This is a genomic window from Rathayibacter sp. VKM Ac-2801 (assembly GCF_009834245.1).
Lineage (GTDB): Bacteria > Actinomycetota > Actinomycetes > Actinomycetales > Microbacteriaceae > Rathayibacter.
The window spans coordinates 954,166-977,939 of sequence record NZ_CP047183.1 but is presented as its reverse complement, the minus strand read 5'-3'; the positions used below and the strand labels follow the sequence as shown (position 1 = coordinate 977,939).

Below are 23,774 nucleotides of genomic sequence, written 5' to 3'. Positions count from 1 at the left end.
CGATCGGGCACGCCTCCTCGACCGGCCCGGCAGCACGGAGCCGCGTCAGCGCAGCGCTCTCAGCGGCAGCGCACCCGCGCACGGGAACGCCAGCAGATCGCCGGGGCGGAGGTCCCGGGGCAGCACCGCCTGCACGCCGTCCCCGACGCCCTCGCCCGGACCCGTGACGATCGCCGGTCGCGCGCACGCCGCGGAGGCCCGCCCGAGCAGCCGCAGCTCGCCGAGCACCGCCGGGACCGCGTCGAGCCGCCCGTCCACCAGCACCCTGCGCTCCCCGTCGGCGCCGGTCGTCACCGCGACGACCCCCACCACCACGGCCGTGCCCTGCTCCAGCACCGAGGGGCACCCGCCCGTCCCGCGGACCACCGCCGCGCCGACGTGCACGCACGGGGTGCCGCACACCTCGACGAGCCGGGTCAGCGAGACGCCGGCGACCACGACGTCCGTGGTGCTCGCGTGCGTCCTCCCGGGCCACGCGTCCGGATCGAGGGGGTCGGGGATGCTGGTGCGCAGCGAGGGGATGAGGGCCGTGAGGGTCATGGCTCCCGGTCTACGCCCGCGCCCGCTCCCCCGGACCCGCCCTCGCAGGATCCGCACGGCGCCGCGTCCGTTCCTCGCGCTCTCCTGCGCCCCGGCGGCCCCGGCGGCTCCCCGGCGATGCGCAAGGATAGAGGCATGACGACACGCGTGGACGGCCTCTTCGTCTACCCGGTGAAGGGCCTGAGCCCGCAGCCGCTCCCCCGCGTCGAGCTGACCGCCGGCCGCGGCGTCCCCTTCGACCGCACGATCGCCCTCGCACGCCCGGGAGGCGCCTACCGGCCCGGCATGCGGCACGGCGTCTCCAAGCGCGAGTACTTCGTGCTGGTGGCCGAAGCGCGCCTGGCGGGCCTGACCACGCACCTCGACCCGGAGAGCGGAGTGCTCACCGTCGACGTCCGCGGCCACCGGGTCCTCGCCGCCGATCTCGACACGGAGGACGGACGGACCGCGCTGCGCTCCTTCGCCGCCCGCGTGCTCGACCTGCCGCCCGGCGTCGAGCCCGTGATCGCCCGCGACCCGGGGCGCCGCTACACCGACACCGCCCACAACTCCGACGTCGAGATGGAGTACGTCTCGCTGATCAACCTGGCGAGCGTCCGCGACCTCGCCGAGCGCACCGGCCGGAGCGTCGATCCGCTGCGGTTCCGCGGGAACATCCACCTCGAGGGGCTGCCCGCGTGGAGCGAGCTCGAGCTGCTCGGCCGCGAGCTCACCGCGGGTGGGCTGCGGCTGCGGATCACGAAGGCCACCGAGCGGTGCGCCGCGACCGAGGTCGAGCCGGGCACCGGACGGCGCGACCTGCCGGTCCCCCGGCTGCTGCACGAGACCTACGGCCACGAGCTGCTCGGCGTCTACGCGGAGGTCCTCGACGGCGGCACGCTCGGCGTGGGCGACGAGCTGGTGCTCCGTGGCTGAGCTGAGGCTCCTGGTGGCCGAGCGGGAGGCGCTCACCCCGGCCGTCACCCGCTTCGTGCTGCGGAGCGAGGACGGCGCTCCGCTGCCCGGCTACTCGGCCGGCGCGCACCTCACGCTCACGACCCCCTCCGGCGAGCGCCGCAGCTACAGCCTCGTCGAGCCGGGATCCGCGGAGCCGTCGCACTACGCGATCGCGGTGCGCCGGGAGCCGGAGGGGCGGGGCGGATCGCGGAGCCTCCACGACGACGTCCGCGTCGGCGACGTCCTCTCCTCCGCGCCGCCCGCGAACACCTTCGCCCTCCGGCCCGCCGCCCGCTACCTCCTGATCGCCGGCGGGATCGGGGTCACCCCGATCCGCGCGATGGCCGCCGAGCTGCGGGCGCAGGGCTCGGCCGTGCAGGTCGTGTACCTCAGCCGCACCCGCGAGGACACCGCCTGGCTCGACGAGTTCTCCGCCGACGGCTCCCTCCTGCACCACAGCGCTCTCCACGGCCGGCTCGACCTCTGGCCGCTCGTCGCCGAGCCCGACGACGACGCCCGGATCTACTGCTGCGGTCCGACCGCGCTGATCGACGAGGTCCTCGCCCTCACGATGCACTGGCGCCCGAGCCGGATCCACGTCGAGGACTTCGCGGGCGTCGACGCCGTCGGCGACCGGGCCGTCCCCTTCGCCGCCGTGTGGGAGCCGACCGGCGCCGCCGTCGAGGTCCCGGCCGATCGATCGCTCCTCACCGCGCTCCGCTCCTCCGGGATCGACGTCGACTCCTCCTGCGAGTCGGGCACCTGCGGCACCTGCCGCCTGCGCCTGGTCGGCGGCACGGCGGAGCACCGCGACCTGGTGCTGACCCCCGAGGAGCAGGACCGCTGGATCATGCCGTGCGTCTCGCGCTCCGCCGGCGGCGAGCTGGTCGTCGCGCCGGAGTGACGGAGTGACGGGGCCGGGCCCCACGCTCGCCGGCCGACACGCGTCGGCCTTCGTGTGACGCCGCGTGACGGGCGCCCGGCGCCCGGTCCCCCGCATGCCTAGGCTCCCGGACGGGGGACCACGACCGTCACGACCGAAGGACTTCCGATGACCAGCACCTCCGTCCGCACGCAGCTCGACGAGTTCACCGTCGGCTTCGACGACACGGTCGGCCCCGAGCTCGCCGCCGTCTTCTCCGGCGAGCGCGAGGACCTCGTCGCCGCCGGCGCCCCGAGCGGAGCCGTCACCGCCGGCGACGCGCTCCCCGCCGCCTCCGTCGTGACCGTCGACGGCGAGAGCGTCGACCTCGCGGACGTCCTCGGCGCCGGCTCGGCCGTCCTCGTCTTCTACCGCGGAGCCTGGTGCCCGTACTGCAACATCACGCTCAAGCACTACAACGAGACCCTCGCCCCCGAGCTCGCGTCGCGCGGCGTCGCCCTCGTCGCGATCAGCCCGCAGACCCCCGACGGGTCGCGCGCGGCCGTCGCGAACGGCGACCTGGGCTTCACCGTCGTCTCCGACCCCGGCAACACGCTGGCGAGCGCCCTCGGCATCGTCACCGCGCCGAGCGGCGAGGCGCAGGAGGCGCACACCGCGCTCGGCTTCGCCGTGAAGGACAGCAACGCCGACGACACCCCGGCCGTCCCGTACCCGACGGTCCTGGTCGTCGACGCCGACCGGATCGTCCGCACCGCCGACGTGCACGTCGACTACACGACGCGCACCGAGACCGAGGACGTCCTCGCCGCCGTCGACGCGCTCTGACGCCTCCGCTCGCACCCTGAGCACGCGCGGCGGTCGAGCGCACCCCCTCGCCCGCCGCGCCGCCGCTCCCTAGGCTCGACCCGTGACAGCGGAGACGGACGTGCTCGTGGTCGGCGGCGGTCCGGTCGGACTCCTGCTCGGCGCGCTCCTGGCGCGGGCGGGCGCAGGCGTGCAGGTGTGGGAGCGGCGCTCCTCGGTGCCGCGCGGCTCGCGGGCGATCGGCATCCATCCGCCCTCGCTCGACGCGTTCGTCGCGGTCGGCGCCGATGCTCCCGTCCTGGCCGAGGCCACCCGCGTCCGCGAGGGCGTCGCGCGCAGCCGGGGCCGCACCCTCGGCACGCTCTCGTTCGCGCGGGCGTCCGCGACGCACCCCTACGTCGTCACCCTCGACCAGCACCGCACCGAGGCGATCCTCCGCGAGCGGCTGGAGGCGGCGGCTCCGGGGGCGCTGCGTCCCGGAGTCGCGCTGACCGGCCTGCTCCGCCGCGGCTCCACCGTCGAGGCGACCGGCACCGGCCCCGGCGGCGAGCCGGTCTCGGTCCGCGCCGCCTTCGTCGTCGGAGCCGACGGCGCCCGGAGCACCGTCCGCGAGCTGCTCGGGATCCGCACCACCGGCCGCGACTACCCGGACCGCTACGTGATGGGCGATTTCGCCGACCCCGAGCCCGACGGCCTCACCGGCACCGCGCTGGTCGACGTCGGCCCAGCGGGAGTGGTGGAGTCCTTCCCTCTGCCGGGCGGGCGGCGACGCTACGTCGTGCTGAGCGGCCCCGACCGCTCTCTCGGCGCCCCCGCGTGGCGGCCCGAGGAGGACCCCGACCAGGAGGCGGCGCGCGCCCTGGCCGCCGCGGTCCGCGACCGGACGGGCGCCGACGCCGACCCGGAGACCTGCACGATGCTCAGCGGCTTCCAGGTGCGGCGCCGTGAGGCCGAGCGGATGGGCGTCGGCCGCGTCGTCCTCATCGGCGACGCCGCGCACGAGATCAGTCCGATCGGCGGGCAGGGCATGAACCTCGGCTGGCTCGACGCCGCCGAGCTCGCTCCGCTCCTGGCCGGTGCCGTGCGCCGCGGCGAGGCCGGCCCCTGGCCCGACTTCGCCCGGCGCCGCACCTCCGCGGCCCGGCGCGCGGCGCGGCAGGCGGAGGCGAACATGGGGCTCGGACGCCCGCTCGGCGTGCTCGCGCACCGCGGCCGCGAGGCCTTCCTCCGCACCGCCCTCGCCCTGCCGACCTCGGACCTGCTCGCCCGCGTCTACGCGATGCGCTGGTCCTGAGGCCGCCGGCGACCGGTCAGCCGACCAGCCGCGCGCCCGCCAGCCCGAGCTCGACCACCAGCACGAGCGAGGCCGCGATCACCAGCCGGAACAGGGTCCGCGTCGGCGGGCCGGTCAGCACCAGGCGGATGCCCGCGGCGGCGAGCACGACCACCGCGAGCGTCCCGACCACCGCGAGCAGCACCCCGGTCCCGCGCACCGGCTGGTCGCCGACGAGCTGTCCGACGAGCACGAGCAGCGCGGCGACCACCAGCGATCCGAAGGCGACGACTCCGGAGAGCCGCAGGCCGAGGCGGTGCGGGAAGCCGCGGACCCCGGTGGCCTCGTCGTCGACCAGGTCGGGGAGCACGTTCGTGCAGTGGATCGCGACGCCGAACACGGCTCCGGTCGCGATCGCCCACCAGGCGGGGAGCCGGCCGTCGCCCGCCGCCACCGCGACCACCGGCAGCAGACCGAAGGCGACCACGAACGGAGCGACCGACCAGACCGTGCGCTTGAGCCCCGCGTCGTAGGCCCAGCCCGCGGCGACCAGCACCAGGTGCGCGATCGCGGCGACCGGTCCGAGCAGCAGCGAGAGCACCACGGCGGCCGCGGCCGTGCCCAGGGCGGCGGCGCGGACGGCGCCCACGCCGATCAGCCCCTGCGCGACCGGCTTGTCGGTGCGCCCCACCGCGCGGTCGCGGTCGGCGTCGATCCAGTCGTTCGCGAGCCCGATCGAGAGCTGCCCGAGGAGCACGGCGAGCGCCACCAGCACGACCTGCCCGAGCGGATGCCCGGACGCCGCCGCGATCACGGTCGCCAGCACGGTGACCGTCACGGTCGGCCCGGGGTGCGACGAGGCCAGCAGGAGTCGCACCCGGGACGTCATCCCGCCAGCCTACGGTCGCGGCGGGGCAGCGGGGCGTCGATCCCGGTCCCCCACCCGGAGCGACGACCCGCCGACTGCGGGGTCCGCGCGCGGCGCCCGCATCCGCCCGCGGCGGGAATGGCCCGGGATGGGGCAGGGTTGCACCACCCGGCATCCCGACTCAGGAAGAAGGCCTCGTGGACCTCGTGCACTGGCTGTTCGACGCGCAGATCGTCATCGGCGAGCAGACCGTCCTCTGGCGGGAGGTCATCGGCAACGTCTTCGGGCTCCTCAGCGCGCTCGGCGGGATGCGGCGGAAGGTCTGGGCCTGGCCCGTCGGCCTCATCGGCAACGTGCTGCTGTTCACGGTCTTCATGGGCGCTCTGTTCGGCACGCCCAACCCCGTCAACCTGCTCGGGCAGGCCGGGCGGCAGGTGATGTTCATCCTGGTCAGCGTCTACGGCTGGTACCGGTGGACCCACCGCCCCGACGACTCCGCGACGCTGATCGAGCCGCGCTGGGCGTCGTGGCGCACCCGCGGCCTGCTGGTGCTCGGGATGGTCGGCGGCACCGCGGTGCTGACCCCCGTGTTCCGGGCGCTCGGCTCCTACGAGCCGGTCTGGAGCGACGCGTGGATCTTCGTCGGCTCCGTGCTCGCCACCTACGGCATGGCCAAGGGCTGGACCGAGTTCTGGCTCATCTGGGTGGCCGTCGACCTGGTCGGCGTGCCGCTGCTGTTCTCGGCCGGCTACTACGCGTCGGGGCTGATGTACGTCTTCTACGGCGCCTTCACCCTGGTCGGCTTCTTCGTCTGGATGCGGCAGGGCACCCGGCCGTCCGCCGCTCCGATCACGGTCGGCTAGCTCCAGCAGTCCGCCGCCACCGTGGGCAGTGGCCGTGCGGGCGGCCCCGTCGGTGGTCCACTGGGCTCCGCACCTCCTTCGACGACCTCGACGACGCCGAGGCCGAGAGCGCGACGCTCCCGGCCCTGCGCGAGCTGATCCGCTTCTTCCGCGAGCGGGGCTGGGCGGAGCGAGCCGTCCGGCGATCACGCCGGGAAGCGGACGCCCGTCAGCTCCTCCGAGAGCGCCCAGATGCGGGCAGCGTCATCCGTGCGGGTGAGGCGGGAGTAGGGCCGCTGCAGCGCGGGCGCGCCGCCGAGGCGACCCGGCCCGCTCGGGCTGTGCATCCGTCCGCCGGGCCCGTCGGACGTGGCCGCGAGAAGCGCCGGGAGCGAGGCGCTGTCGACCGTGCCGACGAGCAGGCCGAGTCGTGAGAGAAGACGGATCGTCCGCACGTCGAGGCCGTCTCGGGAGCGGCCCGTCTCGGTGCGGGCGGCGAGGAGGCTCGTCGGCGCGATCCCGGGATGAGCGAGGCCGCTCGTGACGCCCCAGCCGCTCGCCGCCGAGCGCCGGTCGAGCTCGAGCCCGACGAGGCCGAGCGCGATCTTCGACGAGCTGTACGCCCGCCCCGCGTGGTAGCTCCGCTCCCACTGCAGGTCGTCCCAGTGGACCGCACCCTGGGCCGCCGCGATGCTCACCTGCGAGACGACGCGCGCGGATCCCGCTCGGAGCAGCGGAAGCAGCCGGCCGATGAGCGCGAAGTGGCCGAGGTGGTTGGTGCCAAACTGCAGCTCGAAGCCGTCGGACGTGGTGCGCCGCTGCGGCGGCGTCATCACTCCGGCGTTCGCGACGAGCAGGTGCAGGGGCCCGCCCTCGTCGGCGAGACGGTCGGCCAGCATCCTCACCGAGGCCAGGGACGCGAGGTCGAGGTCGTGGAGCACGATCCGCGCGGCGGGATGCCGCTCCCGGATCCGCGCCGCGGCGGCCTCCCCCTTGCGCCGATCGCGGACCGGCAGCAGCACGTCGGCGCCGGCGCCCGCGAGCCGGGCGGCCAGCGCGAGCCCGACACCGTCGCTGCCGCCGGTGACGAGAGCGCGGCGACCGGTGAGGTCGGGGACGGAGATGTCGAACGGTCGACGGGGCATGGCGGGACCTCCTGGATCGGCCTCCGCAGACGATCCGCGGGGGGCTGAGACGAGCCTGCGCCGGTGCCCGATCCTCATCCACCGCCCGTCGAGACGTGGATCGGCAGGCAGTGGCTGAGCGGGAGCACGCCGGGGAGGATGGAGGCGATCGAGGGAGGATCCCCTGAACCACATGGACTCCGCGGGGCTGGCCGAGTTCCTCCGCCGCCGCCGCGAGGCGCTGCAGCCCGAGGACGTCGGTCTCCCCCGCACCGCGCGCCGCCGCACGAGCGGGCTGCGTCGCGAGGAGGTGGCCGCCCTCTCGAGCATGTCGGCCGACTACTACGCGCGGATCGAGCGCGGCAGCAGCCCCCAGCCGTCGGAGCAGATGCTCGCCGCGATCGCTCACGGCCTCCACCTGACGGTGAGCGAGCGCGACCACCTCTTCCGCCTCGCCGGGCATCAGCCGCCGGCTCGAGGACTCTCCGGCGACCACGTCGCTCCCGGTCTCCGGCGGATCCTCGACCGGCTGCAGGACACTCCGGCCGAGGTCGTCACCGAGCTCGGCGAGACCCTGCTGCAGACCCCGCTCGGAGCCGCGCTCACCGGCGACACGGCGCACCTCACGGGCCCCGAGCGGAGCATCGGCTACCGCTGGTTCGCGGATCCGGCCAGTCGCCGGCTCTACGCCGAGGAGGACCACGAGCACCTCGGGCGGCTCTGGGTCTCCGGACTCCGCGAGGTGGCGACCCGACGCGGCCCCGGCTCCCGTGCCGCGCACTACGTGCAGCTGCTGACGCCGCGGAGTGCCGAGTTCCGCGACCTGTGGGCCGAGCACGAGGTCGGAGTCAGGCCCGGAGTCGTCAAGCGGTTCGTGCATCCGGAGGTGGGGCTGCTCGAGCTCGCGTGCCAGACCCTCGTGGATCCGGAGCAGTCGCACCACCTGCTCGTCTACACCGCCGAGCCCGGCTCCGCGAGCCACGACAAGCTGCGGCTCCTCCAGGTGATCGGGAGCCGGGCGGGGCGGTGACCGCAGCGGCGGGGTCCGGAGCTGTCGACTGCCTCCGCCCCCGTCACTCCCCCGCGGGCGGAGGCGCGAGCCGGTCGAGCCGCGCCAGGAGCGGGGCGAAACCGTCGCCGAGCAGATCGCTCAGCGGCTCGCTGAACCAGAACCGCCGGACGGCGTCGAGCTCCTCGCCGGTGATCCGTCCTCGGCGCAGGAGAATGCTCGCGATCGGAGCCGCCTCGGCCGCGTACTCGTCGCGGGGAGCGCCGTTCACGCGACCCGGCTCCAGTCCGTGCGGATCGACCGCGTCGAGCTCCCGGAGGAGGGCCGTCACCACCGAGTCCCGGCGTTCCGCGGTCGCCTCGCCCTGATCGGTCGGAGCACTGCGCTTCGTCGCGGGAAGGTACCGGGCCCGTTCCTCGTCGTCCATTCGTCATCTCCGATCTCTGTCGAGGCAGCGCCTTCTCGAGGCCTTTCCCTCCCTTCGGTTCCGGATCGTCGAGGCGCGATCGAACCGCCTCTCCGACCGATTCTCATCCCTCCGCGAGGAAGGAGCGGACTCCTTCCCGCGTCAGCCCCGAGGCGACGGCGAGCCGGTGCTCTCCGGCCCCTGGCTAGGTATTGCCAGGCCTTGCGACGCAAGGCATAGTGGTCCGCATGGCGACGGACGCGGAGAAGATCCTCACGAATCTCCGGAAGGGGGTCCTCGAGTTCTGCGTCCTGGCCACGATCTCGGGCGAGCCGAAGTACGGACGCGACCTCGCACTCACCCTCAGCGAGAAGGGCCTGCTCGCCGGCGAGGGCACGCTCTACCCCCTCCTCTCCCGCCTGCGCGACAGCGGACTCGTCTCGACGGAGCTCACCGATCCGAGCCTCGGCCGACAGCGGCGCTACTACACCCTCGCTCCCCCCGGCCGCGCCCGGCTCGAGGAGTTCCGGGCGGCCTGGGCGCCGTTCCGATCCACCGTCGACGACCTCCTGGAGACGCACTGATGACGACGCACACCACGGACACGACAGGCCGCGGCTACACCGCCCTGCTGCGCCGCGAACTGGCGGTCCTGCCGCGGCGGTCGCGACGCGAGCTGCTCGAGGACGCCTCGGAGCACGCCGCGGGTGACGAGTCGGAGCTCGCGCGCTCCTTCGGCGACCCCGTCGAGATCGCCCGCGCCGCGCTCGATCAGCACGACGCCCGCTCGCCTCGTCCGATGCGCCCGAGCCCCCTGCTGCCCTCGAAGCTCCTGCAGCTCGGCGCCGCGGTCCTCACCAGCCCGATCGCCGCGATCGCGCTGGTCGACCTCCTCCTGAACGGCTCCGCCCTCGGCCTGCCGAGGCTCGCGCTCTGGGCGCTCATCGCGCTGCCGCCGCTCCTCGTCCGCTGGACGACGTGGTGGCGCGCCTCCCTCGCCTGCGCGGCGCTCCACGCCTGCTACCTCGCCGTCGCGGCCGTGGTCACGCTCGGCGGAGGGAACGTGCCCGCCCCGGCTGTCGTCCTCCTCCTCTCGGCGCCTGTCGCTCTGACGCAGCTCCTGGCTCTCGCCCTCTCGGCGGTCGCCCTCCTCCGGGCCCCGCAGGTCCTCCGCACCCGCTGACGAGGAGCGTCGGGCAGGATGAGCCGCGTGTCGATCAGCAGGGCGTGGAGAGCAGCGGCGGCAGTGGCGTCCATCGCGTCGCTCTCGGCGTGCGCGACGGAGTACCACGGCCACGACAGCGGGATCGACGGCAGGCTGTGGCGGCAGATGGCCGCGGTCGAGGATCCGCTCAGCGCGAGTGTCCACGAGTCGCTCGACGAGACGATCGGCATCCTCCACGGCCTGGATCCGGAGGCTCATCCACCGCCCCTCGAGGACCCGACGACGTATCTCTCGGGAATCGCCGTCCCCCGCTGGAACGGCGAGGCCGAGTCGGTCGATCCTTCAATCTTCGCGGACGGCGGAGTGGTCCTCTACGACGAGGACGTCACGGACGGCGAGGCCCGCTTCTCGCTCTTCCTCGCGTCCGGTCCGATCCCGGGAGAAGCGGACGACGGCGGCTGGTTCAGCGGTCCCAGCGAGGTCTACACCTGCTACGGACTCGTCGTCGACTTCCGAGCGGAGACGCCTCCCGGTCCGGAGAGGACGGCCTTCGAGGACTGCCCCGCGGAACTCGTCTCCGTGCTCCGCTCCGATGCCGCCTTCGCCTCGGCCGAGGTCTTCGACGGCTGACCCGACCGCGGCGACCATCCGCCGCAACGACCCCGGGGCGGAGGCGCGGATCGTGTCGTTCCGTCGCGCCCGTACCGGCGCTGCCGGAACCTCCGGCGGATCAGGAGCGACCTCCCCGTCCGAGCCGTCGAGGTTCCGTCGGTGTGCAGGCCCCCGCGCCGAGGGACGTAAAGTGTGCTCACACGCGCCCGCGGACGGGCGAGCCGCCCGTGAGGGCGCCCCGGTCCTGCGTCGGAGGCGCCGATCACAGAGAGCCGCGGTGCCCGATGCCGGAAGACAAGCCCGCGTCGCGGGCGCCGAGCATCTACGACGTCGCCCGCGCGGCCGGCGTCTCGCACCAGACCGTCTCCCGGGTCCTGAACGACCACCCGAGCCTCCGTGCCGAGACGAAGAAGCGCGTGCTCGAGGTGATGGCCGAGCTCGACTACCGCCCCAACCTCGCTGCGCGGGCCCTCGTCACCAGCCGCACGCGGACCATCGGCGTGCTGTCCTCGCAGAGCCTCCAGTACGGCCCGGCCTCGAGCATCCAGGCCATCGAGGTGGCGGCGCGCGACGCGGGCTACCTCGTGGTCACGGCCAACGTCGACGGCACCGACGGCGCGTCGATCCAGGCCGGGATCCGGCACCTGCTCAACCAGGCGGTCGAGGGCCTCGTGGTCGTCGCGCCGCAGATCCGCGTCTTCGACATCCTCTCCGGAGTCGCGCTGCGCATCCCGCACGTGACGCTGCAGACGAGCGAGGACGACCGCGACGACGCGCTCTACGTCGACCAGATGGCCGGCGCCCGCATCGCCACAGGGCACCTGATCGACCTCGGGCACACCGAGATCGTGCACCTCGCCGGCCCGCAGGACTGGATCGAGGCCGAGGCACGGATGCGCGGCTACCTCGCCGAGCTCGACCACCGCTCGATCCCGCTGCGCCCGCCGCTGCTCGGCGACTGGAGCGCCGAGCGCGGCCACCGCGTGGGCCTGGAGCTCTCGCGCTTCCTCGACTTCACCGCGGTGTTCGCGGGGAACGACCAGATGGCGCTCGGACTGATGAGCGCGTTCCACGAGCGCGGGGTGCGCGTGCCGGAGGACGTCAGCGTCATCGGCTTCGACGACATCCCCGAGGCGGCGTTCTACTGGCCGCCGCTGACCAGCGTCCGCCAGGACTTCGTGGAGCTCGGACGCCGGTGCGTGGCCGCGCTGCTCAGCCTGATCGAGGGCGACCGGCCGGAGAAGGCCGCGCCGATCGCTCCGCAGCTGGTCGTCCGCGGATCCACGGCCGTCCCCCGGAACGCGAGCGTCACCAGCTCGCGCTGACGGCGGCCGCGGCGCCCACGCGCCGCGACCGCCCGGGATCACTCGCCGTGAGCGGCGATCGACACGTCGTTCCAGCGCTTCCAGGTCTCCAGACGCGACTCGTAGTCCGCCGTCGCGATGCCCAGCGGCGCGCGTCCGAAGAAGATGCGCAGCGGCGGCTCCTCCGCATCCACCACCGCGAGGATCCCGAGACGCGAGGCCCTCGGGTCGCCCTGCTGAGCGGCGGAGGGGCGACGGCTCGCGGCCTCGCGGACCTCGTCGTAGGCGGCGATCGGCTCGCTGCGCGACGCGGAGGGACCGGACCAGTCGGTCGAGTACCCGCCGGGCTCGACGAGGGTCACGTGGATCCCGAAGCCGGCGACCTCGGCGGCCAGCGACTGGGTGAAGCCCTCGAGCGCCCACTTCGACGCGTGGTAGGCGCCGATCGAGGGGAACGCGCTGATGCCGCCGATGCTGGACACCTGGACGATGTGCCCGGAGCCCTGCTCGCGCAGGATCGGCAGCGCGGCCTGCGTGACCCAGAGAACGCCGAAGACGTTGGTCTCGAGCTGCGCGCGGACCTCCTCCTCGGTGAGCTCCTCGATCATGCCGAAGTGCCCGTAGCCGGCGTTGTTGATCACGACGTCCAGCCGGCCGAACCGCTCGGCCGCGGCCTGCACGGCGGCGAAGTCCGCCTCGCGGTCGGTCACATCGAGGGTCAGCGGGAGGAACGTGTCCGGGTACTTCTCGACGAGGGCGTCGAGGGTCTCGATCCGGCGGGCGGTGCCGGCGACCGAGTCGCCGCGCTCGAGAGCCGCCTCGGCCCACTCGCGGCCGAAGCCCTTCGAGGCGCCGGTGATGAACCAGGTCTTCGTCATGGTGTGCGTCCTTTCGACAGTGCTGAACGCAACGCCGACGGCTCCGGCTCCCTTCCGAGGCCGGGGACCCTTGACACCGGCGGTCGGAGAGCGGACGACGCGGCGCGCAGGCCCGCCGCTGTCCCGTTACCGAGTCGAGACGTGCGCGTTGACACGAACGGCGCCGTCGGGTCTAGCATGACGCAATGTGATCGCTCACATGGCGTCACATCTCCGCCCCGATCCCGAGGGCGGCCCTGCATCCACTGCATTCAATGACGAAGGAATCACAGTGACCACAATGAAGCGCGCTCTCATCGCCGGCATCGCCGGCGGAGCGATGATCCTCTCCCTCGCCGCCTGCTCCTCCGGAACCGGTGGCGGCTCGGGCTCGGGATCCGGCGACGGCGGCCTCGTCGGCGTCGCGATGCCGACCAAGTCGTCCGAGCGCTGGATCGCTGACGGCAACAACGTCAAGTCGCAGCTCGAGGAGGCCGGCTACCAGGTCGACCTGCAGTACGCCGAGGACGACATCCCCACCCAGGTCTCGCAGCTCGAGAACATGATCACCAAGGGCGCCAAGGCCCTGATCGTCGCCTCGATCGACGGCACCACCCTCACGAGCGTGCTCGAGGAGGCCAAGGCCAACGACATCCCCGTCATCGCCTATGACCGCCTCATCCGCGACTCCGAGAACGTGGACTACTACGCCACGTTCGACAACTACAAGGTGGGCGTCCAGCAGGCCACCTCGCTCCTCGCGGGCCTCGGTCTGACCGACCTCACCGGCGCGAAGGCCGCCGACGCCCCCGCCGGCCCTTTCAACGTCGAGCTGTTCGCCGGAAGCCCCGACGACAACAACGCCACGTTCTTCTTCAACGGCGCGATGGACACCCTCCAGCCGTACATCGACGACAAGACGCTCGTCGTGAAGTCCGGCGAGACCGACTTCAACACCGTCGCCACGCTCCGCTGGGACGGCGAGGTCGCCCAGAGCCGCATGGAGGACATCCTCACCAAGACGTACTCCGACGGCTCCAAGGTCCAGGGCGTCCTCTCGCCCTACGACGGCCTCAGCCGCGGCATCATCTCGGCTCTGACCGACGCCGGCTACACCGTCGGCTCCGACTTCCCGATCATCACCGGTCAGGACGCCGAGCTCGACTCCGTCAAGGCGATCATCGCCGGCGAGCAGTACGCGACCATCTACAAGGACACCCGCGAGCTCGCCAAGGAGGCCGTGAAGATGGCCCAGGCCGTGCTCGAGGGCACCGAGCCCGAGGTCAACGACACCGACACCTACGACAACGGCAAGAAGGTCGTCCCGTCCTTCCTGCTCGAGCCGGTCATCGTCACCAAGGACCAGATCCAGTCCGTCCTCGTCGACGGCGGCTACTACACGGATGCGGAAGTGAACGGCTAGTCCTCTCTCCTCACCCGAGAAGGAACACCCCGGGAGGGCGCCCAGTGGGCGCCCTCCCCCACTACGAAGGAAGGGAGGCACGCGTGACCACGAACATCCTCGAGATGCGCGGCATCACCAAGACGTTCCCGGGCGTGAAGGCGCTCCAGGACGTCACGCTCAACGCACAGCGCGGCGAAGTCCACGCGATCTGCGGGGAGAACGGCGCCGGCAAGTCGACGCTGATGAAGGTCCTGTCGGGGGTCTACCCGCACGGCACCTACGAGGGCGACATCGTCTTCGAGGACGAGGTGATGCAGTTCTCCAGCATCCGCGACTCGGAGGCGAAGGGCATCGTCATCATCCACCAGGAGCTGGCCCTCAGCCCCTACCTCTCCATCGCGGAGAACATCTTCCTCGGCAACGAGGTGCGCGGTTTCGGCGGCCTGATCGACTGGAACAAGACCAACCAGGAGGCGGCGGCGCTGCTGGCCCGCGTGGGTCTGCGCGAGAACCCGACCACCAAGATCCTCGAGATCGGCGTCGGCAAGCAGCAGCTCGTCGAGATCGCGAAGGCGCTCTCCAAGCGGGTCAAGCTGCTCATCCTCGACGAGCCCACCGCGGCCCTGAACGACGAGGACTCGGACCACCTGCTCGACCTGATCCTGCACCTCAAGGAGCAGGGCATCACGTCGATCATCATCAGCCACAAGCTGAACGAGATCAAGAAGATCGCGGACACCGTCACGGTCATCCGCGACGGCAAGACCATCGAGACGATCGCGCACGACGACGTCACCGAGGACCGCATCATCAAGGACATGGTCGGCCGCGACCTCGACCACCGCTACCCGGACCACACGCCGCACATCGGCGAGGAGATCCTGCGCGTGGTCGACTGGACGGCCCACCACCCGCAGGACCCGAGCCGGGTCATGGTGGACAAGGTCAACCTGACGGTGCACCGCGGCGAGATCGTCGGCATCGCGGGACTCATGGGCGCCGGGCGCACCGAGTTCGCGATGAGCCTCTTCGGCCGCTCCTACGGCAGCCGCATCTCGGGCCAGGTCTTCAAGGCCGGCAAGGAGATCAAGATCCGCAACGTCTCGGAGGCGATCGCCCACGGGCTCGCCTACGCGACCGAGGACCGCAAGCACTACGGCCTCAACCTCATCGACGACATCAAGCGGAACATCTCGCTCGCGTCGCTCGACAAGGTCGCCCGCGGAGGACTCGTCGACGACAACCGCGAGTTCGAGGTCGCCAACGAGTACCGCGGCAGCATGAACATCAAGTCGCCGACCGTGCTCGCCAAGACCGGGAAGCTCTCCGGCGGCAACCAGCAGAAGGTCGTCCTGTCGAAGTGGATCTACTCCGACCCGGACGTCCTCATCCTCGACGAGCCCACCCGCGGCATCGACGTGGGTGCGAAGTACGAGATCTACACCATCATCAACCGGCTCGCGGCGCAGGGTAAGGGGATCATCGTCATCTCCTCCGAGCTGCCGGAGCTGCTCGGCATCTGCGACCGCGTCTACGCGCTGTCGGAGGGCCGGATCACGGGCGAGCTGCCCATCGCCGAGGCGACGCCCGAGGCGGTCCTCACCCTCATGACCCAGGAGAAGCAACGATGACCGATCTGCAGAACGAACCGTCCACCGCGGCCGGTGCGCAGGTGAAGCCCACCGAGAACGCCTTCACGAAGCGCCTCAGCCACGTGCTGGGCGACCTCGGCAAGAACGGCATCTTCATCGCCCTCATCGTGGTGGTGCTGCTGTTCGAGGTGATGACCGGCGGCATCCTCCTCCGCCCCCAGAACATCTCGAACCTGATCGTCCAGAACGGCTACATCCTGATCCTCGCCATCGGCATGGTGATGGTCATCGTGGCCGGGCACATCGACCTCTCGGTCGGCTCGGTCGCGGCGTTCGTCGGAGCGGTCTCGGGCGTCTTCGCGGTCAACATGGGCCTCCCGTGGTGGCTTTCGATCGTCCTCTCCCTCCTCATCGGCGCCCTCGTCGGAGCGTGGCAGGGCTTCTGGATCGCGTACGTCGGGATCCCGGCGTTCATCGTGACCCTGGCGGGCATGCTGATCTTCCGCGGCCTGGCGCTCGTCGTCCTGGGCAACGCGAACATCGGCTCCTTCCCGACCGAGTACCGCGCGCTGGGCAACGGCTTCCTCACCGACCTGTTCGGCGAGACCGACCTCGACCCGCTGTCGCTCGTCATCGGCGCGCTCGCGATCGTCGCCTTCGCCGTGCAGTCCGTGCGCACCCGCCGCGGCCGCCAGAAGTACGCGCAGAGCGTCGAGCCGGGCACCTGGTTCGTCACCAAGCTCGTCCTCGTCTCCGTCGTGATCGCGGCCTTCGCCTTCGCGCTGGCCACCTTCAAGGGCATCCCGGTCACCCTGATCGTGCTCGCCGTGCTCGTCCTGATCTACGGCGTGGTCATGAACCGCTCCGTCTTCGGCCGTCACGTCTACGCGATCGGCGGCAACCTCCACGCCGCGGAGCTGTCGGGCGTCAAGACGCGCAACGTCACCTTCTGGCTGTTCGTCAACATGGGCGTCCTCGCGGCGCTCGCCGGCCTCGTCTTCACCGCGCGGCTCAACCTCGCCGGTCCGAAGGCGGGCGACGGCTTCGAGCTCGAGGCCATCTCCGCCGCCTTCATCGGCGGCGCGGCGGTGCAGGGCGGCATCGGCACCATCGGCGGTGCGATCATCGGCGGTCTCATCATCGGCGTGCTGAACAACGGCATGTCGATCATGGGCATCGGCATCGAGTGGCAGCAGGCGGTCAAGGGCCTCGTGCTCCTGCTCGCGGTCGCCTTCGACGTCTACAACAAGCGCCGCTCGGGCGGGCGCTAGGCCCTGCGGTCGTGCCCGACTGGTCGCGGTTCCTGCCGCTGAGCACCGGGCCCTCGGTCGACGAGACGGGCGTCAGCAACGACTGGCGCCCCCTCGCCGCCGAGCGGCTCGACCGCCTCGCCGTCCTGGCCGCCTCCCCCTCCACCACGGAGGGCGAGGCGGCCAGTCCCGTCTCCCGGGACGCCCTGCTCGGAGAGCTCGTCGTGCGGCTCTCGAGCAGCACCGGCCAGCGCCTCGCGACGCGGATGGGCGCCCGCGAGGCCTCCTCCCCTCCCCCTCCCGCCGAGATCGCCCCGACCCTGGCCGCTCTCGCCTCCGCTCGCCGCGCCGGCGCGGGTCCCCGCTCGGTCGCCGAGCTGGTCGAGATCGTCCGCGTCGAACTCGCGCTCTCCGCCGAGCCGCTCGCCCTCTCCTCCCGCATCACCGGCGGCGTGGCCCTGGACCGCCTGCAGCGTGCGCCGCTCGCGATCCGCGCCGCTGTCCGCGGACGCACCCTCGCTCCGACCGACGCGGAGTGGGAGCTCGGCTCCGGCCCCGCCCTGCGCGTGCCGGCCGATGCGATCCTCCGCTTCCTGCTCGGCCTCGGGCCCTTCCCCGCCGACCCGGGCGCCTAGCCGCCGCCGCCTCCTGCCCCCGGGCGGAGGCGGCGCCGCCCCGGTCGTAGCATCGGAGGATGACGCGCTCACTGCCGAGAAGCACCCCGTCCGCCCGCTCCGTCGACGCCGAGGGAGTGCTGGCCTTCGTCGACGCGGTCGAGGCCGCTCCCGGCGTCGAGCTGCACGGGCTGATGGTCGTGCAGGGCGGCGACGTGATCGCCGAGGGCTGGTGGGCGCCGTACTCGGCGGAGCGGCTGCACCTCTTCTACTCGCTGAGCAAGAGCTTCACCTCGACCGCCGTCGGCCTCGCGGTCGCCGAGGGCCTGGTCGACCTGGACGCCACCGTCCTCTCCTACTTCCCGGAGCTGGACGCCGAGGTGACGGATCCCCGCTCGCGCGCGATCCGCGTCCGCCACGTCCTCGCGATGGCGAGCGGCCACTCCGCCGAGACGATCGACCGGGCGGAGGCGATGGATCCGGTCGACACCGTGCGCGGCTTCCTCCTCCTCCCGCCCGAGGAGGAGCCCGGCAGCGTCTTCGCCTACAACCAGCCCTGCACCTTCGCCGCCGCCGCCGTCGTGCAGCGGGTGACCGGGCAGTCGCTGCACGACTACCTGCGCCCGCGCCTCCTCGACCCCCTCGGCATCGGCGAGGTCGCGTGGACGCGCGACGACTCGGGGCGCGAGATCGGCTACAGCGGGCTGCACGCCACCACCGAGGCGGCGGCGGCCCTCGGGCAGCTGTACCTGCAGGAGGGGCGCTGGGGCGGCCGGCGGATCCTCTCGCCGGAGTGGGTGGCCGAGGCGTCCCGCGCGCACGTCCCGACCCACGAGGACGGCGGGCCCGACTGGCAGCAGGGCTACGGCTTCCAGTTCTGGCGGTCGCAGCACGGCTACCGCGCGGACGGCGCGTACGGGCAGTTCAGCCTCATCGTGCCCGAGCACGAGCTCGTGATCGCGCTGACCGGCCAGACGACGGACACGCAGACGCTGCTGTCCCTGGCGTGGGAGCACCTCCTGCCGGCCGTCGGGCGCGAGTCCTCCGCCGAGGCGGACGCCCGCCTGCGGGAGCGGACGGCCGGCCTGGGCCTGCCGCCGCTCGAGGGGGCGGTGCCGGCCGCGGGGATGTACGCGCCCGCCTCCGGCGCCGTCGCGCCGCGTCCGACCGCGATCGAGGTCTCCAGGGACGCCGCCGGCTGGACGCTCGCGCTGATCGAGGGCGAGGACCGCCTGCTGGTCGCGCCGGGCTCGGGAGAGTGGACGACGACCGGAGCGGTCGCTGCAACGGCCGGTCCGTCGGGCGACGAGGGCGTGCGCGTCGACGTGGTGTTCCTCGAGACGCCCCACCGGCTGCACGTCGAGCTGACCCCCTCCGACCGGACCTTCACCGCGCGCTGGGCGACGGAGCCGCTGCACGACGGACCGCTCGGAGAGCTGCGCGCGCCGCGCTGAGCGTCGCCGCAGGAGAGGCCCGGCGATCCGCCCGAACGACCTCGCCGTTCCGTCGGAGCGGTCTCGCAGGCCTGTCCGCTGGGATGGAGCACGTGCACACGCTCCTCGTCACCGCTCATCCCGACTCCGACTCGCTCACCGCCGGTCTCGCCCGCCGCCTCGCCGAGAGCCTCGGCACGGAGGCGGAGCTCGCCGACCTCGCCGCGGAGGGATTCGACCCCCGGTTCGGCGGGGCCGATCGGCACACCTACGCCGTGGGCGGTGACTTCCCGGACGACGTCGCCCGCGAGCAGCGCCGGCTCGACACCGCCGACCACCTCGTCCTGGTGTTCCCCGTCTACTGGTGGTCGATGCCCGCTCTGCTGAAGGGCTGGATCGACCGCGTCTTCGTCAACGGCTGGGCCTTCGACGTCGACCCGGCCGGCGGGATGCGGCGGAACCTCGGACGCCTGACCGTCCACCTGCTGGCCGTCGCCGGCGACAGCGCCGACGTCTACGAGCGCCACGGCTACGCGCAGGCCCTGCGGACGCAGATCGAGCACGGGATCGTCGACTACTGCGGAGCCGCTCGAGGCGTCACCGTGATCCTGCACGAGTCCGAGCGGGAGGATGAGCAGTCCCGCGGCCTCGCCGCTGACGGGGCGGTCGAGACCGTGCTCCGCGCGATCCGCCCCTGACCGGCCTGGTGGTGGAGGCACGGTGAGCGTACGCTCGCCTCAGCCTCGAGAAGTCGCGCACCCTGACCCTGTGCACCTCGTCTCCGGAGGTCGGGTCTCCACGAGCCCGCGTCCTTCCCTCCCGGGGTCTTCTCCACCGGAGCCGCCGCCATGGCAGGACCGCAGACCACCCGCGCTCTCGAGGAGCTCATCGCCGCCCTGGCGGCGCCGGGAGCGATCCATCCCGCTCTCGCCCGCCGCGTCGCCGAGGACGCCCGCCTCCTCCTCCGGCCCACGGAGCACCGCCGGGTCCCGACAGCCGTGCTCCCCCTCGCCGCCTTCACCGTCATCGCGGACGAGGCGACGATGTCCGACGCCCACCTGTGACGCTGCGGGAAGCCGGTGCTCGGAGGTCCTCCGCTGCCGTCGTGCCGTCGCGGACGACGACGTTCCTGCGAGGCCGTCTTTCCTCGTCGGGTCTTCGGAGCGGACGCGCGTCCGACGCTCGGGGAGATCGTTATCTCCGGTGAACCGACACGTGTTGCACAGGTTCGGCAGCGCGAGCTAGCGTGCGGACAGAGATCGTTCTCCGCTCGACGGCGGGGCATCACCGCGACTCCCCGACGAAGAGGAATCCACCGTGAGAAGAAGAATCGTGACCGCCGCCTCCGCCGCGATGGTCGCCGCCCTGGCCTTGACCGGCTGCTCATCGGGAGGCGGAGGAGCAGCCTCCGACGACCCGAACGCCGAGGTCCAGTTCTGGTCGTTCACCGGCATCCAGGCCAAGGACAACGTCAGCGAGTACCTCGCCAAGAAGCCCGACGCGTCGGTGAAGCTCACCGAGGTCGGCTCCTCCCAGGAGACCGCGACCGCCCTCACCGCGGCACTGGCCGGCGGCAAGGTCCCCGACCTGGTGATGATCCAGGGCGACGACCTGCCCCGTTTCGTCGAGAACAGCGCCAACTTCATCGACCTGCGCACTCTCGGCGGCGACGACGTCGGCTCCGACTACCTGCCCTGGGCGGCCGACGCGGGCACCGCCCCAGACGGCACCGTCGTGGGCGTTCCGACCGACGTCGGCGGCCTGAGCTTCGCCTACCGCGCCGACCTCTTCGAGCAGGCCGGCCTCCCGACCGACCCCGACGAGGTCGCCGCACTCTGGAGCGACTGGGACGGCTTCATCGCGACCGGCGAGAAGTACACCGCGGCGACCGGCAAGCCGTTCGTCGACAACGTCGAGACCAGCGTCTTCTACTCGACCATCAACCAGGTGACCGAGAAGTACTACTCCCCCGACGGCGAGCTCGTCTACGACACCAACCCGCAGGTCGAGGACGCCTTCGACACCGCTGTGCAGGCGCACGACGCCGGCATCAGCGCCGGCATCGCTGCGTTCTCCTCCGGCTGGGGTCCGGGGCGCGCCAACGGCTCCTTCGCCGTGACCGTCGCTCCCTCCTGGATCCTCCAGGGCATCAAGACCGACGCCCCGGACACCGCCGGGAACTGGCGTGTGACCACGGTCCCCGGCGTCGGCGGCAACTGGGGCGGCAGCGTCATCGCCATCCCGGCGCGCGCCGAGCACCCCGAGGCGGCCTGGCAGTACATCGAGACGATGATGTCGGCCGAGGGCCAGGAGGACCACTTCGCGACCTCGGGCACCTTCCCCGCGGCGACGGGCGCGCTCGAGAGCGACAGCGTCCGCGCCTACACCGACCCGTTCTTCGGCGACTCGAAGATCGGCGAGGTGATCGCGGCCTCGGTCGAGCAGTTCCCCTCGTTCGTCAACGGACCGGACACCGGAGCGATCGGCGCAGCCCTCTCGGGCGGCCTCGTCGAGCTGGAGTCGGGCAACGTCTCCTCCGCCGACGCCTTCTCGGCCGCGATCGACAGTGCACGCCAGGCGGTGGGCGGCTGACACCGCCCCCCAGAGGCGAGAGCGCCCCCGAGCCCTTCGGCCCGGGGGCGCTCTCGTCGCAGTGACTCGTCCATTCACAGTGGACAGTGGTTCCACCGTCATCGCGTCTCGGTCCTCTGCAGCCGCTCGGCGGCTCGCTCGGCACGACCCGGAGGACCTCCATGCCCGATCCCCTGCTCGACCCCGTCGCACCGAGCATCGGCCGATCCCCGGCCTGGGACGGGAGAGCCATGGCCCCGCCTACGCTGGTGCGATGAGCGGCACCGGCGAGAAGGAGACCACCCCGCGCGCCTACGACGCCCGCAAGCGCCGTGCGCGCGGCGAGGCCGACCGGGCGCGGACGCGGGAGCGCGTGCTGCAGGCCGCCGCCGGTCTCTTCGCCGTCCACGGCTACGCGGCGACGACGATCAGCCAGCTCGCCCGCGAGGCCGGAGTCTCGGTGCAGACGATCTACCTCGCCGTCGGCGCGAAGGCCGACGTCCTTCGAGCGCTGACCGCCGCCCTGACGACGGGCGGCGACTCGGAGGCGGCCGTCACCGACCAGGCCTGGGTCGCCGAGATCGCCGCCGAGCCCGACCCCGAGGTGCAGCTGCGCCGTCTCGCTCACGAGTCGGTGGCCCTCGCCCAGCGCGCCGCCCCGCTGTGGAACGTCATGGCGGGAGCAGCTCAGGACGATCCGACGCTCGCGGAGGACCTCGCCCGGCAGAGCGCCGGACGCCTGGCCGACCAGCAGGCGTTCGCCCGGCTCCTGCGCGGCCCGCTCCGCGACGGCATGAGCCCCGAGCACGCCGGCGACGTCCTCTACGCGCTGGCCAGCCCACAGCTCTGGAACATCCTCGCCCTCGAGCGGGGCTGGTCCGCCGAGCAGCTCGAGGAGTTCCTCGGCGACGCCCTCACCCGGCTCCTCCTCCCCCCGGACGAGCCCGACCCGACCACCTGAGCGAGGAGCCGTCGTGAGAACCGTCCTGCTGTGCATCACTCCCCTCTACGGCCACGCCGCCCCCCTCCTGGCGATCGGCCGGCACCTCGCCGCGAGCGGGCACCGGGTGATCGCTCTCACCGGCTCGGCGTTCGAGGAGCGCGCGCGAGAGGCGGGCCTGGAGTTCGCGGCTCTTCCCGGCCGGGCCGACTTCGACGAGCGCGACGAGGCGTCCTTCCTGCCCGACCTGCACCGCCACCGCGGACTCGCCCTGTCCCGCTACCAGGTGGAGAGCACCTTCGTCGTGACGATCCCCGACCAGTACCGGGGCGTGCGCGCGATCCTCGACCGCGAGCCGGTCGACGCCGTCCTGGCCGACTCCTACTTCGCGGGCGTGCTGCCGCTGCTCGAGGGCGACCGGTCGACGCGTCCGCCGGTCATCGGAGTCGGGATCGGGCCGCTCGTGCAGGTCAGCCGAGACGTCGCCCCCTTCAACACCGCGCTGCCGCCGTCCTCCACGCCGCTCGGGCGCCTGCGGAACCGCGCGCTCAACCTGCTGGTGGCGCGGGTCCTCTTCGCGAGGACGCAGCGGCTCGCCTCCCTGCTCGCCGAGGAGGCCTCGGGCAGGCCGCTGCGCACCTTCGTGCTCGACCTCACCGCCGCCTTCGACCGCTTCGTCCAGCTCGGACCGGCCGAGTTCGAGTACCCGAGATCGGACCTGACCGCGAACGTGGTGTTCGCCGGGCCGATCCCGCCGGCGCCGTCCACGGGCGGCGTCCCCGCGTGGTGGGGCGAGCTCGACGGCTCCCGGCCCGTCGTCCACGTCACGCAGGGGACCCTCGACAACCACGACCTCACCAAGGTCGCGCGCCCGACCCTCGACGCTCTCGCGGAGGAGGACGTGCTGGTCGTCGTCAGCACCGGCCTCGCCCCGGTCGCCTCCCTCGGTCCCCTTCCGGAGAACGCCCGCGCCGCGGAGTTCCTGCCCTACGACCTGCTCCTGCCGCTGACCTCGGTCGTGGTCACCAACGGCGGCTTCGGCGGCACCCTCCAGGCGCTGAGCCACGGTGTGCCGCTCGTGGTCGCCGGAGCCGCCGAGGACAAGCCGGAGGTGGCGGCCCGGGTCGCGCACGCCGGCGCCGGGATCGACCTGCGGACCGGACAGCCGAGCCCCGAGGCCCTGCGCGACGCGGTCGCCGACGTGCTCCGCGAGCCGTCCTACCGCGCGGGCGCTCGCGCGATGGCGGAGGCGATCGCCCGATGCTCGCCGCTCGAGGTCGTGGACGAGGTGCTCGCCGAGGTCCTCCCGCCGCACTGACCCCTCTCCGCGGGGCCTTCCCCTCCGC

25 protein-coding genes are annotated in these 23,774 nt (G+C 72.8%); 20 read left to right on the top strand and 5 right to left on the bottom strand.

Annotated features, from left to right (window positions below):
* Positions 1-45 precede the first annotated feature (45 nt).
* A complete protein-coding gene (locus GSU45_RS04475; protein WP_159913050.1) occupies positions 46-540 on the bottom strand; it encodes a hypothetical protein in 495 nt (164 codons plus the stop codon).
* Positions 541-675: 135 nt separating this feature from the next.
* Here GSU45_RS04475 and GSU45_RS04470 point away from each other — a divergent pair, with 135 nt between their 5' ends.
* The 4 genes from GSU45_RS04470 to GSU45_RS04455 all read left to right on the top strand — a co-directional run bounded on the left by GSU45_RS04470 (position 676) and on the right by GSU45_RS04455 (position 4,457).
* Positions 676-1,455 (top strand): MOSC domain-containing protein, encoded by a 780-nt coding sequence (locus GSU45_RS04470; RefSeq protein ID WP_159913048.1) that lies wholly within the window; start codon positions 676-678, stop codon positions 1,453-1,455.
* Positions 1,448-2,380: a PDR/VanB family oxidoreductase gene (locus GSU45_RS04465; RefSeq protein ID WP_159913046.1), complete on the top strand. Its 933-nt coding sequence runs from the start codon at positions 1,448-1,450 to the stop codon at positions 2,378-2,380. The genes GSU45_RS04470 and GSU45_RS04465 overlap by 8 nt, the downstream gene beginning before the upstream one ends.
* A 147-nt stretch (positions 2,381-2,527) precedes the next feature.
* A complete protein-coding gene (locus GSU45_RS04460; protein ID WP_159913044.1) occupies positions 2,528-3,184 on the top strand; it encodes a peroxiredoxin-like family protein in 657 nt (218 codons plus the stop codon).
* An 82-nt stretch (positions 3,185-3,266) separates the two neighbouring features.
* Entirely contained in the window at positions 3,267-4,457 is a 1,191-nt protein-coding gene (locus GSU45_RS04455; RefSeq protein ID WP_159913042.1) for an NAD(P)/FAD-dependent oxidoreductase, read from the top strand.
* A gap of 16 nt (positions 4,458-4,473) precedes the next feature.
* Here GSU45_RS04455 and GSU45_RS04450 read toward each other — a convergent pair whose 3' ends face one another.
* Positions 4,474-5,325, bottom strand: coding sequence for a UbiA family prenyltransferase (locus GSU45_RS04450; protein ID WP_159913040.1), 852 nt, complete (start codon positions 5,323-5,325; stop codon positions 4,474-4,476).
* A gap of 176 nt (positions 5,326-5,501) precedes the next feature.
* On the opposite strand from GSU45_RS04450, the gene pnuC reads away from it, so the two are divergent.
* Positions 5,502-6,167 (top strand): nicotinamide riboside transporter PnuC, encoded by a 666-nt coding sequence (gene pnuC / locus GSU45_RS04445; RefSeq protein WP_104296222.1) that lies wholly within the window; start codon positions 5,502-5,504, stop codon positions 6,165-6,167.
* Positions 6,168-6,352: 185 nt separating this feature from the next.
* Here pnuC and GSU45_RS04440 read toward each other — a convergent pair whose 3' ends face one another.
* On the bottom strand, positions 6,353-7,291 hold the full coding sequence (locus GSU45_RS04440) for an SDR family oxidoreductase (RefSeq protein WP_159913038.1): 939 nt from the start codon (positions 7,289-7,291) through the stop codon (positions 6,353-6,355).
* Between the two features lie 172 nt (positions 7,292-7,463).
* Here GSU45_RS04440 and GSU45_RS04435 point away from each other — a divergent pair, with 172 nt between their 5' ends.
* On the top strand, positions 7,464-8,300 hold the full coding sequence (locus GSU45_RS04435) for a helix-turn-helix transcriptional regulator (protein ID WP_159913036.1): 837 nt from the start codon (positions 7,464-7,466) through the stop codon (positions 8,298-8,300).
* A gap of 43 nt (positions 8,301-8,343) precedes the next feature.
* Here the strand turns inward: GSU45_RS04435 and GSU45_RS04430 are convergent, their stop codons facing one another.
* The gene (locus GSU45_RS04430; protein WP_159913034.1) at positions 8,344-8,706 is read right to left on the bottom strand and encodes a hypothetical protein; all 363 of its coding nucleotides are present in this window, start codon (positions 8,704-8,706) and stop codon (positions 8,344-8,346) included.
* A gap of 227 nt (positions 8,707-8,933) precedes the next feature.
* Here GSU45_RS04430 and GSU45_RS04425 point away from each other — a divergent pair, with 227 nt between their 5' ends.
* From GSU45_RS04425 to GSU45_RS04410, 4 genes are all read left to right on the top strand, one after another.
* Positions 8,934-9,269, top strand: coding sequence for a PadR family transcriptional regulator (locus GSU45_RS04425; RefSeq protein WP_159913032.1), 336 nt, complete (start codon positions 8,934-8,936; stop codon positions 9,267-9,269).
* Positions 9,269-9,868: a hypothetical protein gene (locus GSU45_RS04420; RefSeq protein WP_159913030.1), complete on the top strand. Its 600-nt coding sequence runs from the start codon at positions 9,269-9,271 to the stop codon at positions 9,866-9,868. The genes GSU45_RS04425 and GSU45_RS04420 overlap by 1 nt, the downstream gene beginning before the upstream one ends.
* A 27-nt stretch (positions 9,869-9,895) precedes the next feature.
* Positions 9,896-10,480: a hypothetical protein gene (locus GSU45_RS04415; protein WP_159913028.1), complete on the top strand. Its 585-nt coding sequence runs from the start codon at positions 9,896-9,898 to the stop codon at positions 10,478-10,480.
* Between the two features lie 266 nt (positions 10,481-10,746).
* On the top strand, positions 10,747-11,787 hold the full coding sequence (locus tag GSU45_RS04410; RefSeq protein ID WP_159913026.1) for a LacI family DNA-binding transcriptional regulator: 1,041 nt from the start codon (positions 10,747-10,749) through the stop codon (positions 11,785-11,787).
* A 38-nt stretch (positions 11,788-11,825) separates the two neighbouring features.
* Here the strand turns inward: GSU45_RS04410 and GSU45_RS04405 are convergent, their stop codons facing one another.
* Positions 11,826-12,644 (bottom strand): SDR family oxidoreductase, encoded by an 819-nt coding sequence (locus tag GSU45_RS04405; RefSeq protein ID WP_159913024.1) that lies wholly within the window; start codon positions 12,642-12,644, stop codon positions 11,826-11,828.
* Positions 12,645-12,924: 280 nt separating this feature from the next.
* Between GSU45_RS04405 and chvE the strand changes: the two genes are divergently transcribed.
* The 10 genes from chvE to GSU45_RS04355 all read left to right on the top strand — a co-directional run bounded on the left by chvE (position 12,925) and on the right by GSU45_RS04355 (position 23,746).
* Complete coding sequence (chvE, locus tag GSU45_RS04400; protein WP_104224984.1) at positions 12,925-14,046, top strand: multiple monosaccharide ABC transporter substrate-binding protein; 1,122 nt, start codon at positions 12,925-12,927, stop codon at positions 14,044-14,046.
* A gap of 83 nt (positions 14,047-14,129) precedes the next feature.
* The gene (mmsA, locus tag GSU45_RS04395) at positions 14,130-15,659 is read left to right on the top strand and encodes a multiple monosaccharide ABC transporter ATP-binding protein (protein ID WP_159913022.1); all 1,530 of its coding nucleotides are present in this window, start codon (positions 14,130-14,132) and stop codon (positions 15,657-15,659) included.
* Positions 15,656-16,891, top strand: coding sequence for a multiple monosaccharide ABC transporter permease (mmsB, locus tag GSU45_RS04390; protein WP_159913020.1), 1,236 nt, complete (start codon positions 15,656-15,658; stop codon positions 16,889-16,891). The genes mmsA and mmsB overlap by 4 nt, the downstream gene beginning before the upstream one ends.
* An 11-nt stretch (positions 16,892-16,902) precedes the next feature.
* Positions 16,903-17,505: a hypothetical protein gene (locus tag GSU45_RS04385; protein ID WP_159913018.1), complete on the top strand. Its 603-nt coding sequence runs from the start codon at positions 16,903-16,905 to the stop codon at positions 17,503-17,505.
* A gap of 59 nt (positions 17,506-17,564) precedes the next feature.
* Positions 17,565-18,938 carry a serine hydrolase domain-containing protein gene (locus GSU45_RS04380; RefSeq protein ID WP_159913016.1) on the top strand — a complete coding sequence of 458 codons (1,374 nt, stop codon included), beginning with the start codon at positions 17,565-17,567 and terminating at the stop codon, positions 18,936-18,938.
* A gap of 92 nt (positions 18,939-19,030) precedes the next feature.
* Entirely contained in the window at positions 19,031-19,615 is a 585-nt protein-coding gene (locus GSU45_RS04375) for an NAD(P)H-dependent oxidoreductase (protein WP_159913014.1), read from the top strand.
* 150 nt (positions 19,616-19,765) lie between these two features.
* On the top strand, positions 19,766-19,981 hold the full coding sequence (locus GSU45_RS04370) for a hypothetical protein (protein WP_159913012.1): 216 nt from the start codon (positions 19,766-19,768) through the stop codon (positions 19,979-19,981).
* Positions 19,982-20,234: 253 nt separating this feature from the next.
* Positions 20,235-21,509, top strand: a complete 1,275-nt coding sequence (locus GSU45_RS04365; protein WP_159913010.1) for an extracellular solute-binding protein — start codon at positions 20,235-20,237, stop codon at positions 21,507-21,509.
* 253 nt (positions 21,510-21,762) lie between these two features.
* Positions 21,763-22,449, top strand: a complete 687-nt coding sequence (locus GSU45_RS04360; RefSeq protein ID WP_159913008.1) for a TetR/AcrR family transcriptional regulator — start codon at positions 21,763-21,765, stop codon at positions 22,447-22,449.
* A 13-nt stretch (positions 22,450-22,462) separates the two neighbouring features.
* Complete coding sequence (locus GSU45_RS04355) at positions 22,463-23,746, top strand: nucleotide disphospho-sugar-binding domain-containing protein (RefSeq protein WP_159913006.1); 1,284 nt, start codon at positions 22,463-22,465, stop codon at positions 23,744-23,746.
* The last annotated feature ends 28 nt before the right edge of the window (positions 23,747-23,774 follow it).